Origin of the sequence: Pseudomonas proteolytica, from assembly GCF_007858275.1 — a bacterium.
Lineage (GTDB): Bacteria > Pseudomonadota > Gammaproteobacteria > Pseudomonadales > Pseudomonadaceae > Aquipseudomonas > Aquipseudomonas proteolytica.
In genome coordinates this window covers 68,569-81,129 of the sequence record NZ_VFEV01000023.1, presented here as the reverse complement: position 1 = coordinate 81,129, position 12,561 = coordinate 68,569, and the positions used below count along the sequence as shown (strand labels likewise).

The window sequence follows — 12,561 nt, the reverse complement described above, 5'->3', positions numbered from 1 at the left end:
CCGACAAGCCCGCTCGCCACGGGGGAGTTGGTCAGTTTCTGAAAGTTGTGTAGATACCTATGCCGCGATGGCGGTAGAGAGAAGGCGCGGTGAGCTTGAGGCCGCCATCGCCGCCAAGCCAACCCCTACCTGAATTCCAGTGCTTGCGGCACATCCACATCCCATAACACCCCGGGATCATCCACCGGCACCTGCCGAACATCAGCCTGGGCAAACAGGGCCTTGGCACCACGATCCCCCGTCAGTTCCATCAAGGCGAGCCCCAATGCCTGGCCAAATGCAACGGGATGGCCCTGCCGGCCGGCGTGCACCGGCACACTGATCCCATCCACCCGCTCTATCACCCGCTCAATGCTCGACGCCTGAATAAACGGCATATCCCCCAACACCACCAGCCAACCCGCTGCCGGACCACTGGCCGCCACCCCTGCCGCGAGGCTGTCCCCCATGCCTGCCGACTCCAGCAGCAACACTTCACAGCCATGATCCGTGGCCAGACGGATGACCTCGCTGCACGCAGGCGATGTAACGACCCACCGCCGAGTGATGCTGGCCGGCAGATTGAGCAGCACATGCTCGAAGACCGGCCGTGTCACTCCATCACGCCCCACACAATGAGCCAGCAGTTTGTCCTGCCCGCTTTGCGCACGGAACCGGCTGCCCTGCCCCGCCGCCAGGACGATTGCGGTGATCGCACTCGTCAACTAACCGCCTCCCGTACGGGTTTGGCTTGCAACACTTCCACACCGTTCTTGATCGCGACAATGTGCGCCATCAGCGACAAGGCGATCTCTGCCGGCGTATGGCTGCCAATATGAAGACCGATCGGGCCGTGCAGCCGCGCAATTGCCTCGGCCCCCAGGCCCAGTAACGCGAGGTTTTCCCGACGCTTGCGGCTATTGAGCAGTGAACCCAGGGCACCGATGTAGAACGCCCGGGAGTTCAACGCGGTCAGTAGCGCCATATCGTCCAGGCGCGGATCGTGGGTCAGGGCAACAATAGCCGTGCGCTCGTCCGTCTGGATATTGAGCACCGCCTCATCGGGCATTCCCGGCACAAAGCGCCCGTGCTGTTCTTCCCAGCCATGCACAAACTCCGCACGGGGATCGCAGATCAGTACTTCAAAATCCAACAGGCGCGCTATTTCTGCCACATAACGCGACAACTGGCCCGCACCGATCAGCAGCAGGCGCCAGCGCGGACCGTAGATGGCCCGCAAACGCTCACCGTCAAAACTGACAATGTCGGACTTGCTCGCCACGCTCAAGCGCACACTGCCCGTCGCCAAGTCCAGTTCCCGCGCCACAATTTCATGGGCCTCACAACGCGCCAGCAACTCCGCCACCCAGGCATATTCCTCCACCCGCTCCTCCGTCAGGCGCAAGGTACCGCCGCATGGCAGACCAAAACGCGCCGCTTCGTCGCGGGTAACGCCATAGGTCACCAACTGCACCGGCGGCCCATTGTCTGGCAGGCGGCCATCGTGCAGACGGGCGATCAGATCATCTTCGATGCAGCCACCGGACACCGAACCGATCACCACCCCGTCGCCACGCAGGGCCAGCATCGCCCCCGGCGGCCGTGGTGCGCTGCCCCAGGTCTGGACCACGCTGTACAGCACCACCCGTTGCCCTGCGCGGCGCCACTCCAGCACGCTGCGCAGGACATTCAGATCCACGCTGTCCATCAGGCCTGCGCCTCCTGCTGCCAACCCTGCAACTGATAACGCACCGGCAGGTTACGGATGCGCTTGCCGGTGGCGGCAAATATCGCATTGCACAGCGCCGGCGCAATCGGCGGCACGCCCGGCTCACCCACACCGCCGAGGGGGACCTCGCCTGCCGGTGTGACCAAATGTATGGCAATTTCCCGGGGAGCCAGGGACATGCGCGCCACTTCGTACATATGGAAGTTGTCCTGCTGGACCTTGCCATCCTTGAAGCTGATTTCTCCCAGGACCGCATTCCCCAAGCCCATGACGCAAGCGCCCTCGAACTGCGAGCGGATGCGTTCCGGGTTGATTTGCGGGCCGCAATCCACGGCGATATCCGCCTTGTGCACGATCAGCGTGCCATCACCCTTGACCTCCACCTCGATCACCGCCGCCACATACGTCACAAAGCTGTAGTGCACCGCCAGCCCCAGGCCGCGCCCCTTGGGCAGCGTGCGGCCCCAGCCGGCAGCCTTGGCCGCGGTCTCGAGCACGCCACGCATGCGCGCCGTATCAATTGGGTAACGCTCGGGTGACTCGCCGTAGTTCCACTCTTCACTCAAGGTGCGTGGATCGATCTGACGATCCGGGCCCAGCAGCTTGAGCTGATATTTCAGCGGATCCTGGCCAGCCTTGTGCGCCAGCTCATCGACAAAGCTCTGGATGGCAAAACCATGGGGGATGTTCGACACCGAACGGTACCAACCCACACGGGTGTGGGCGGCGGCCTCGGGGTTTTCCAGGCGCACATTGGGAATGGCGTAGGCCATGTTGGTAAAGCCCATGCCCAATTCAAACGCGGCCTCATGGTTCATGCCCGGCGCAAACAGCGCAGTGATGCTCGGCGCCACGGTGCGGTGCAGCCAGGCGGAGGGCATGCCGTCGTTGTTCAGGCCGGCCTTGAGGTACTCGGCAGACACGGTGTGAAAGTAGGAGTTATGGATATCGTCTTCACGGGTCCACTGCACGCGCACGGCCTTGCCGGGAAACTCCTTGGCCAGCACCGCAGCTTCAATGATGAAGTCCGGCTTGGACTTGCGCCCAAAGCCGCCGCCCAACAGGGTGACGTGGATCGTGACGTTATCGAATGGCAAACCAAGGCGCTCGGCGACCCGCTCCCGTGTGACCTGCGGCGCCTGACTCGGCGCCCAGGCCTCGCATTGCCCGTCTTGATAACGGGCCACGGCAACCATCGGCTCCATGGGCGACTGCGCTAAGTGTGGCAAGTAATACGCGGCTTCCAGGGTGCTGTCGGCATCGCTCAGGGCCTGGTCGATGCTGCCGGTATTGCGCACCACTTTGCCGGGCTCAAGGGCCGCGGCTTCCAGGGTCTTGCGGTAGTCGATGGAGTTGTAGCCGGCATTGACGCCGTCCTCCCAGACAATCTGCAGCGCTTCACGCCCCTTGATCGCCGCCCAGGTATTGCTGGCAACCACCGCTACACCGCCCAAGGGCTGGAATTCCGAGGGCACGGGCCGACTTTCGATTTGCAGGACCTTGATCACCCCGGGGACTTTCAACGCCGCGCTGGCATCGAACGACTTGACCTTGCCGCCATACACCTTGGGCCGCGCAATGGTCGCAAACAACATGCCGTCAAAATGCACATCGGCGCCGTACACTGCCCGGCCGTTGACGATATCGGCACCGTCGATGGCCTTGGTGGCCTCCTTGCCGATATAGCGAAACTCCGATGGCTGCTTGAGCCGTAGGCTGTCCCGCGCCGGCACCGCCAGCGCACCGGCGGCTGCAGCCAAGGCGCCATAGCCCAGCTCACGGCCGCTGGGCTGGTGAATCACTTTATGCAACTGCGCACGGCACTCGCCCAGCGGCACTTTCCACTGCTCGGCGGCAGCCTGTTCCAACATGCTGCGCACGGCTGCGCCGCAACGGCGCATCGGTTCATACCAGTGGCGCATGCTGCGCGAACCGTCGGTATCCTGATTGCCAAAACGCACTTCATCGCCCGGGGCCTGCGCAACCTTCACCAACGCCCAATCGGCCTCCAGCTCGTCGGCCACCACCATGGTCAGGCTGGTGCGCACGCCTTGGCCCATTTCGGAGCGGTTGCAGATCACGGTGACAGTGCCATCGGTGGCGATGCTGACATACACCTTGGGGTCATCAATCACGCCGTTGGGCATGGCTGCCCCGCCGTATTGCTTCACCTCCTCGGCAAAGGCCTGGGGCAGGCCCCAACTGGCGGCCACCACCAGCGCACCGGTCGCACCGACGCCCTTGAGGAAACCACGGCGGCTCAGGTTGTTCAGGGCGAAATTGCTTGGCAACTGGTTCATGCCTTGTCCCCCTGCAGATGCGTCGCGGCCTGGCGGATCGCTGTCTTGATACGGTTGTACGTGCCGCAGCGGCAGATGTTGCCGACCATGGCCTCTTCAATCTGCGCATCGCTGGGATTGGGGTTGGTTTTCAGCAGTGCCGTAGCCGACATGATCTGCCCACCCTGGCAGTAACCACACTGGGCCACTGCCGTGTCCAGCCACGCTTGCTGCACAACCTGGCCAACCGGGTCATTGTGCAGGTTATCGATGGTGCTGACGTTCTGCCCTTTGACCGAGCCAATAGGCGTGATGCAACTGCGGGCCGGCGAGCCATCGATATGGATAGTGCAGGCGCCGCACAGGCCCATGCCGCAACCGAACTTGGTGCCGTTGTAACCCGCCACATCGCGGATCGCCCACAAGAGGGGCATGTCCTCGGTGACATCCAGCGGATGATCTTGACCGTTGAGTTTGAGAGTAATCATGGGCACGCCCGCATAGTGATTGGATTATGGGGTCGAGCTATCTGCCGCTTTCAGGGGAGCGGAGTTGGTTCACGCAGATGGCTCAGGCTAATCGGGCTCTCTTGTGAGACAGGTGTTGCGTCAGGGAATGTGCATCACTGCAGGAGCGAGCCTGCTCGCGAAAAACGCCAGGACACCACGTTGATTCAGAGCGCCCACGTCATCGTTGACGATCTTCGCGAGCAAGCTCGCTCCTACCATTCCCTGCACAAACAACACCGATCTTTCACCGGGCCTTTGATAAACAGTATCTATAGAACGATAAACAGGCATCGTTAGCCTGCTAAGTTAACCCAGCATTAACAAAAAAGCCCTGCAATGCAGGGCTTTGTTCAACACGCTAGAAGCGTAGCTCAATAACGATTGGGCTCCATTTCCAGATCGACCTTGAAGCGCTCGGCGATATCGCGCTGGATGCGTTGGGCCAGGCTGGAAATCTCCAGGCCCGTGGCCGCGCCGTAGTTGACCAGCACCAGCGCCTGCAAGCGATGCACACCAGCATCTCCGTCGCGAAAGCCTTTCCAGCCGGCCTTTTCAATCAACCAGCCGGCCGCCAGTTTCACTTGGCCATCGGCCTGGGGGTAAGCCACCAGATCGGGATACTGCAGCTTCAATTGCGCCGCCAGCACCTGGGACACCAGCGGGTTCTTGAAGAAACTGCCGGCGTTGCCCAAGACCGCAGGGTCGGGCAGTTTCTCACTGCGAATGCTGCAAATGGCCCGGCTGACATCGCTCGGTGTCGCCTGGGTAATGCCCTGCTCAGCCAGGCGTTGTTGCACCGGGCCATAGCCGAGTTGCAAGTGCGCCACGCGGCTCAAGGTAAAGCGCACGCGCAGGATCAGCCAGCGCCCCACCTCGTGCTTGAACAGGCTGTCGCGGTAGGCGAAGTTGCATTCTGCCAGGCTGAAATCCCGCAACTCGCCGGTCTGGCGGTCGAGGGCGGTCAGGCCGGCAAACACATCCTTGATCTCGACCCCGTAGGCGCCAATGTTCTGCATCGGTGCCGCACCGACCGTACCGGGAATCAGGCTGAGGTTTTCCAGGCCAGAGAACCCTTGTGCAAGGGTCCACAGCACAAAGGGATGCCAGGCCTCCCCCGCCTCGGCTTCCACCACAACCTGCTGGCCGTCGTCGTGCAGCACCCGGATACCCTGGGTTGCCATGCGCAATACCAACGCCGGGATGTCCTGGGTCAGCAGCAGGTTGCTGCCGCCCCCGATCACCAGCAACGGCAGTTGTTGCGCCGCCGCATAGGCCAGGGCCTCGCGCACATCGGCATCGTTATGGGCTTCGGCGAACAACTGCGCACGCACGTCAATGCCAAAACTGTTGAAGGCCTTCAGGGAAACCTGGGGCTGTACATCCAGGCTCATAAACGCCCCTTCAATTCGATCACCAGCAAATCACAGGCGGCCTCGATCAGGTCCAGGACCTGCTCAAAACCTTGCTCGCCGTCGTAATACGGATCCGGCACTTCATCCACCGCCGAGTCGTAGCGGCGCAGGAACAGGTCCAACTCTGCCTTGCCCTGGGCCGGTTGCATGGCCTTGAGGTTACGCAGGTTGCTCTGGTCCATGGCCAGGATCAGGTCATAACGCGCAAAGTCGGCGCGCGACACCTGCTGGGCACGCTGGGCCGACAAGTCGTAGCCACGGCGCAGCGCCGCTTGCTGGCTGCGCTTGTCCGGCGCCTTGCCGATATGCCATTCGCCGGTGCCGGCGGAGGCCACCTCGACCTGGTCGGCCAGCCCGGCAGCCCGCAATTTATGGCGCAGGACGCCTTCGGCGGTGGGCGAGCGGCAGATATTGCCCAGGCAAACAAACAGGACTTCCATCAAGCCCCCAGCAACCGACGCACGCGCTCAAGGTCTTCCGGCGTATCGACGCCGGCCGGCGGGGCTTCCATGGCATCGTCGACATGAATGCGCACGCCGTGCCACAGGGCCCGCAGTTGCTCCAGGGCCTCGGTGTTTTCCAGCCAGCATGGGCCCCAGCTGACGAAGTCATGCAGGAAACCGGCGCGGTAGGCGTAGATGCCGATATGGCGGCGATACGGCACGCCGGCTGGCAAGACGTCACGTTGCCTGGCGAATTCATCGCGCGCCCAGGGCAGGGTCGAACGGCTGAAGGTCAAGGCCAGGCCATTGATGTCACTGACGACCTTGACCACATTGGGGTTGAACAAGGTCTCAATGTCTTCGATCGGTTCGGCCAGGGTTGCCATGCGCGCTTCGGCATGGGCGGCCAGGTTGGCGGCGACCTGGTCGATGACACACGGCGGGATCAGCGGCTCGTCGCCTTGCACGTTGACCACGATGGCGTCCGGCGCCAGGCCCAGGTGCGTGGCGACTTCCGCCAGGCGGTCGGTGCCGGAGTTGTGGTCTTCACGGGTCAGCACCGCTTCGGCGCCAAAACCCTTGCAGGCCTCGATGATCCGCAGGTCATCAGTGGCCACCACAACGCGCTGGGCGCTGCTTTTGCAGGCCTGTTCCCAGACCAGTTGGATCATCGGCTTGCCGCCGATCATCTGCAAAGGTTTGCCGGGCAGGCGGGTGGAGGCATAGCGCGACGGGATGACAACAGTGAAGGCAGTGGTCATTTATCCAGGCGCTCGTCGGTCGTCAGGGTACGGGCTTCGCTTTCCAGCATCACCGGGATGCCGTCGCGGATCGGGTACGCAAGGCCTGCGCCTTTGCTGATCAGCTCGGTCTTGTCGGCGCTGAGCTTGAGCGGGCCTTTGCATATCGGGCAAGCGAGGATATCGAGCAGTTTGGTGTCCATGGGGGTTTCCTGGATAAAAGCGTTTTAAGGCAAAAGTCGAGCCGGCAGCAGGCGCATCAGTTGCGTGTCGAACCAGGCGATAAACGCCGGTGACGGTGCCGCATCGACTGCAAGGTACCACCAGTGTGCCTGGGCAAAGGCGCGGCACTTCACCGCGTCCTTTTCGGTCATGACCAGCGGCAGTAATGGCGAAAAATTCAGGACCTCGGCGCTATAGGGCGCATGGTCGGCAAACGCATGGGGTATCGGCAGCCAGTGTAGCGTTTCAAGGGTATTGAAGAAACGTTGCGGGTTGCCGATACCGGCGACCGCATGCACCCGCTGGCCCAGCGGAAAATGGTCCAGTGGCTGGCGCTCGCCGGTCAGCAGGTTGACCAGGGTGGTGGGTAGCAGGCGGAAGGCAAAGCCATCCTCGCGATCAGCCCCGGCGCCGTTGTAGAGCAGCGCATCGACGCTGCGCAGACGCTCGACCGGTTCGCGCAGTGGCCCGGCAGGCAGGCAGCGGCGATTGCCCAGGCCGCGGGCGTTGTCGATCAGCACCAGTTCAAGGTCACGGGCCAGGCGGTAATGCTGCAGGCCATCGTCGGACAGGATCAGGTCCAGGGTATCGCTGGCGAGCAGGGCCTGCACCGCACGGCTGCGATCAGGGTCGATCACCAGGGGGACGCCACTGCGCTGCACGATCAGCAAGGGCTCGTCACCGGCCACTTGCGCGCTATCGCTGGCTTGCACCCGCCAGGGCAACTGCGGCGGCTTGGCCCCATAGCCACGGCTGACCACGCCAACCCGCAGGCCACTGCGCTGGCAATGGTCGATCAACCACAGGATCAACGGCGTCTTGCCCGTGCCGCCCACGGTGATATTGCCGACCACAACGATGGGCACCGGTGATTGGTAGATCGTCCCCTCGCCCGCCAGGAACCGGTCGCGCTTGCGCTTGACCACCCGGCGATAGAGCGCCTCCAACGGTTGCAGAAGCTTGAGCGCCGGATGGCCCTCGTACCAGGCCTTGAGCAAACGATCGGACAAGGCCATCAAGGCTGCCCCGCCGCCTCGACGGTGGTCATGCGCAAATGGCTGAAACCGAGCTTGCCGGCAGCATCCATTGCGGTGATCACGGCCTGGTGCGGGGTCTTGCCATCGGCGCTGATGGACAGCGGCATTTGCGTATCACCGCCGGACTCCTTCTGCAGCGCGTCCATTACGCTGGCCACGTCGTTCTTCTCAAGCAACTGGTTGTTCACCGAAAACACCCCTTCGGCGCTGATGGTGATCTCCAACTGCTTGAGCTGCTGATCTTCGGCCGGCGAGCCGCTGACGGCTTCCGGCAGTTCGACCCGCAGTTGGGTTTCCCGGGTAAAGGTGGTGGTGACGACAAAAAACAACAACAGGATAAACACCACATCGATCAACGACGCCAGGTTGATATCGACGGTTTCCCGAGGCTTGCGGCGAAATTTCACGCTTTGCCCTCGACCAGGTCGACGTCACGGTCGCCCTGGACCACTTCCACCAGCTTGATCGCCTCCTGCTCCATACCCACCACCAGTTCATCGATGCGGCGCTGCAGGAAGCGGTGGAAGAATACCGCCGGGATACCCACCATCAAGCCCGCAGCCGTGGTGATCAAGGCCTTGGAAATCCCCCCGGCCAATACCGAGGCGTTGGTGGTCATGCCCGAGCCGGTAAAGGCGCTGAAGATATCGATCATGCCCAGCACCGTGCCAAGCAAGCCGAGCAACGGTGCCATCGCGGCGATGGTGCCCAGGGCATTGATATAGCGCTCCAGCTCGTGGATGACCCGGGCGGCGGCTTCTTCAATGCATTCCTTCATGATCTCGCGACCGTGCTTGGAGTTGGCAAGGCCGGCGGCGAGGATCTCGCCCAGGGGGGAATTGGCCCGCAATTCCTTGAGTTTTTCCTTGTCCAGTTGCTTGTCCTTGATCCAGCGCCAGACCTGCCCCAGCAGATGATCAGGGGTCACGCGGCTGGCGCGCAGGGTCCACAGGCGTTCGGCAACGATGCCGAGTGCGGCGATGGAACTCAGAATGATCGGCAACATCATCCAGCCGCCGGATTTGACCAATTCCCACACAGTGAATGTCCCCTCGAAAAAGTGCGCCACTTTAGCATATAGGCTGGCGAGGAAGGGCCTGCCCGCCGACAGCCATCATGTCGCAGGCACCGGCCTTTGGTAACTGTCAATGACAGGCGCGCGCCAGAAACGACGCTGGCTGCGTGCCATGACCGGCGCCTGGAAAGCCCCCAGGCGCAGGCGGATGGCGCCCTGCTCGGCGCTGTCATAAATGGCGCTGCGCAAATACCGGTAACGCGCCAGTACTTGCGGGTGCGGATGGCCAAAGGAGTTACCACGCCCGCGGGAGATCAACACGGCCTTGGGGGCGACTCGCTGGACGAACGGCCATGACGAGGAACTGCGACTGCCATGATGGGGCGCTTGCAGCCAATCGGTGGCGACCGCCAGGGGCGTGGCGAGCAAGGCCCGCTCGGCCTCGCGGTCTATATCGCCGGTCAGCAGCAGGCGCTCACCATTGGCCTGGACTTGCAGCACGCAGGACTTCGCATTGCCGTTGCTGGCATCCGCCCATTGCCACAGTTGGAACGCCACACCGTCCCATTCCCATTGCTCACCGCTGACACAGGCCTGGGTCTGGAGGAACGCTGGCAGGCCCTGGGTTTCCCCGCCCACCACCCGCTTGACCGGCAACCCCCGCGCAACCGCCGCAGCGCCCCCGGCATGGTCGGCGTCGGCGTGACTGAGCAGCATCAAGTCCACTTGGCCAACCCCCAGCTTGCGCAGCGCCGGCAGTACCACGCGCTCACCGAGGTCGAACTCCCCAAGCCGCGGACCGGCGTCATACAACAGCACATGGTTGCGGGTGCGCAGCACTATCGACAGGCCCTGGCCGACATCCAGTTGCTCCACCGCTACCTGCCCCAACGGGATCGATTCGCGGGGCGGGAACACCGCCAGCAGCAACAGGGGCCAACCCAGCAGGCGAAAGGGAATGCCCTTGGGCATCAATAACAGCAGTGCCCCCAGCAGGCTCAGCAACCAGTAGCCAACGGGCACCTCGGCAGGCATCCAGGCCGGTACGCGTTCGGCCAGCATGGCCAGGGCCATGAACAGCCAATCCAGTGCGCCACCCGCCAGCCACAGCAGGCCGCCGCCCAGCCACGGCAGCGCCAGCAACAGCGTGCCCGCCAGCGCCAACGGCAGCACCAGCAGGCTGATCCACGGCACGGCAAACAGATTGGCCAGCGGCGCACTCAAGCTGATGGGCAAGCCGAGGATCAGCAGCAGCGGGAACAGACCAATAGCGATCAGCCATTGGGCACGGGTCCAGGCAAGCCAGGCGCGCCATGGCCCCAGGCGGCCGCCGAAGGCCAGCACCAACACGGCCACGGCGGCAAACGACAGCCAAAACCCCGGTTGTAGGCTGGCCAGCGGTTCGATGATCAACACCGCATTCAGGGCCAGCAGTAGTGGCCACCAGACCCCCAGATGGCGAAACCGCAAGCGCCACAGCAGCACCAGCCCCACCATTACACAGGCCCGCTGCACCGGCACTTCAAAACCGGCCAGCACGCCATAGGCCAGCGCGCCGGCAAATGCCAGGCCGCAGGCCCAAGGCAGCCAGGGCAAGCGCCTGGGCCAGCCGCCGTAGCGGGCCAGCCCGGCCACCAGGGCGTAGATCAAGCCCGATAACAGGCCGATATGTTGGCCGGAGATGACCAATAGATGCACGGTGCCGGTGGCCTGCAAAATGCGCCAGTCCTCGGCGGCCAGACCGGAGCCGTCGCCCAGCACCAGTGCAGCCAGCCCGGCTTCGCGGCCCTGGGCATCGACTGCCAACAACTGCTGGCGGATCCCATCGCGCCAGGCATGCCGGGCCGGCGCCAGGCGCTGGCCATCCTTGACCGACCCGATCGCCCCCACACGCTGGGCCAACAGCCAGGCCTCCTGGTCGAAGCCATGGAAATTCAGTAGGCCGGCGGGACGCTTGAGGGTCACCGCCAAACGCCAGCGCTCACCGCTGCGCACTGCGGGGCCGCCCTGCCAGCTCACGCGGATACGCTGGGGCAGCCGGTCCTGACGTGACCGGCTGTCGCTCAACTCGAAGCGCACCACCCCATTGGCCTGCTGCGGCAGCCCGCTGACGCGCCCTTCCAGCCAGCGAGTCTGGCCGTCCAGCGCGGGGCTGAGCCGATCGTCGAGGGCCCGTTGCGCGCTGAAACAGGCCCACCCCAGGCCCAACAGGAAAAATGCCAGCGGATAAGTTCGAAACGGCAGCAGCATCAACGCCACCACCGGCAACACCAGCAACCAACCGACCGGCGGCAAGGCAGGCAGCAGGCGCAACGCCAGCAGCCCCAACGCCAGCGCAAACATCCCTGTACGCATGGATCATTCCTTGAAAGTGACCCATTGAGTGTTAGCCGAGTGGTTCCGGGAGGACTATGATTTTTTGTCACAAAGTCTGAATTTCCCGTTCGTAGAATACGGGCATACTTGCCCCTCGAACTGACCTGGACCCCCTATGCCACGGCGCTTATTCAAACGGTACATGCCCGATCCGACCAGCATTCGGGAACACAAGTCCTTACGCTTTCTCGGGACGCTGCTCCATGACCCCAACCTTTGGCACCTCAACCGGCACTCGGTTGCCCGGGCCATGGCTGTCGGCCTGTTTGCCGCCTTCATTCCCATCCCCTTGCAGATGCTGCTGGCGGCCGTCCTCGCCATCTGCGTGCGCGGCAATATGCCCATCGCCGTGAGCCTGGTATGGCTGACCAACCCAATCACCATGCCGGTGGTGTTCTTCTGCACCTACATGACCGGCACCTGGCTGATGAACATCCCTCCGCGCACCCTGCCCGACGAACTGACCTGGGAATGGATCAGTGGGCAACTGTCGACCATGTGGCAGCCGTTCCTGCTTGGCTCGGTGGTGATGGGGCTGGTCTTGGGCGCGTTGGCGTACTGCCTGACGATGGTGTATTGGCGGTGGTGGGTGGGTCATCAATGGAAAAAGCGCCAGCAGCGTAATCGATAGAAGGCGGCCCCTCAGTTCAGGAGCAGAGGGGTCCCGGCTGGCGCCATCGCGTCATAGGTATCTACACAACTTTCAGAAACTGACGAACTCCCCCGTGGCGAGCGGGCGATGCGGCGTTCCGACAAGCCCGCTCGCCACAACGGCGCTATCTGCCTGGGTTTAGGCGTTGCGGCAAAGTTGTATAGATAC

The 12,561-nt window shown here is 63.2% G+C and carries 13 protein-coding genes; 1 reads left to right on the top strand and 12 read right to left on the bottom strand.

All coding sequences use genetic code 11. The features are described from left to right. Positions 1–125: 125 nt before the first annotated feature. The 12 genes from FIV38_RS17650 to FIV38_RS17595 form a co-directional block, all read right to left on the bottom strand. Positions 126–704, bottom strand: a complete 579-nt coding sequence (locus tag FIV38_RS17650; protein ID WP_178121321.1) for a nucleotidyltransferase family protein — start codon at positions 702–704, stop codon at positions 126–128. Further along, the gene (locus FIV38_RS17645) at positions 701–1,687 is read right to left on the bottom strand and encodes an XdhC family protein (RefSeq protein WP_092237597.1); all 987 of its coding nucleotides are present in this window, start codon (positions 1,685–1,687) and stop codon (positions 701–703) included. Before FIV38_RS17645 ends, FIV38_RS17650 begins: the two co-directional genes overlap by 4 nt. Continuing rightward, on the bottom strand, positions 1,687–4,008 hold the full coding sequence (locus tag FIV38_RS17640; RefSeq protein WP_092237599.1) for a xanthine dehydrogenase family protein molybdopterin-binding subunit: 2,322 nt from the start codon (positions 4,006–4,008) through the stop codon (positions 1,687–1,689). Before FIV38_RS17640 ends, FIV38_RS17645 begins: the two co-directional genes overlap by 1 nt. After that, the gene (locus tag FIV38_RS17635; RefSeq protein WP_029299710.1) at positions 4,005–4,475 is read right to left on the bottom strand and encodes a (2Fe-2S)-binding protein; all 471 of its coding nucleotides are present in this window, start codon (positions 4,473–4,475) and stop codon (positions 4,005–4,007) included. The genes FIV38_RS17640 and FIV38_RS17635 overlap by 4 nt, the downstream gene beginning before the upstream one ends. Positions 4,476–4,867: 392 nt before the next feature. Continuing rightward, a complete protein-coding gene (gene murB, locus FIV38_RS17630) occupies positions 4,868–5,887 on the bottom strand; it encodes a UDP-N-acetylmuramate dehydrogenase (RefSeq protein WP_029299712.1) in 1,020 nt (339 codons plus the stop codon). Further along, positions 5,884–6,348, bottom strand: coding sequence for a low molecular weight protein-tyrosine-phosphatase (locus tag FIV38_RS17625; RefSeq protein ID WP_029299713.1), 465 nt, complete (start codon positions 6,346–6,348; stop codon positions 5,884–5,886). Before FIV38_RS17625 ends, murB begins: the two co-directional genes overlap by 4 nt. After that, positions 6,348–7,112 (bottom strand): 3-deoxy-manno-octulosonate cytidylyltransferase, encoded by a 765-nt coding sequence (kdsB, locus tag FIV38_RS17620; RefSeq protein WP_070994651.1) that lies wholly within the window; start codon positions 7,110–7,112, stop codon positions 6,348–6,350. The genes FIV38_RS17625 and kdsB overlap by 1 nt, the downstream gene beginning before the upstream one ends. Then, positions 7,109–7,294 carry a Trm112 family protein gene (locus FIV38_RS17615; RefSeq protein WP_003174668.1) on the bottom strand — a complete coding sequence of 62 codons (186 nt, stop codon included), beginning with the start codon at positions 7,292–7,294 and terminating at the stop codon, positions 7,109–7,111. Before FIV38_RS17615 ends, kdsB begins: the two co-directional genes overlap by 4 nt. A gap of 24 nt (positions 7,295–7,318) precedes the next feature. Beyond that, on the bottom strand, positions 7,319–8,329 hold the full coding sequence (lpxK, locus tag FIV38_RS17610; protein WP_092237602.1) for a tetraacyldisaccharide 4'-kinase: 1,011 nt from the start codon (positions 8,327–8,329) through the stop codon (positions 7,319–7,321). After that, positions 8,329–8,757, bottom strand: coding sequence for an ExbD/TolR family protein (locus tag FIV38_RS17605; RefSeq protein ID WP_029299722.1), 429 nt, complete (start codon positions 8,755–8,757; stop codon positions 8,329–8,331). Before FIV38_RS17605 ends, lpxK begins: the two co-directional genes overlap by 1 nt. Further along, complete coding sequence (locus FIV38_RS17600) at positions 8,754–9,389, bottom strand: MotA/TolQ/ExbB proton channel family protein (RefSeq protein ID WP_029299724.1); 636 nt, start codon at positions 9,387–9,389, stop codon at positions 8,754–8,756. Before FIV38_RS17600 ends, FIV38_RS17605 begins: the two co-directional genes overlap by 4 nt. 75 nt (positions 9,390–9,464) lie before the next feature. After that, positions 9,465–11,720, bottom strand: a complete 2,256-nt coding sequence (locus FIV38_RS17595; protein ID WP_235861095.1) for a DNA internalization-related competence protein ComEC/Rec2 — start codon at positions 11,718–11,720, stop codon at positions 9,465–9,467. Between the two features lie 136 nt (positions 11,721–11,856). Between FIV38_RS17595 and FIV38_RS17590 the strand changes: the two genes are divergently transcribed. After that, positions 11,857–12,372: a DUF2062 domain-containing protein gene (locus FIV38_RS17590; protein ID WP_029299728.1), complete on the top strand. Its 516-nt coding sequence runs from the start codon at positions 11,857–11,859 to the stop codon at positions 12,370–12,372. The last annotated feature ends 189 nt before the right edge of the window (positions 12,373–12,561 follow it).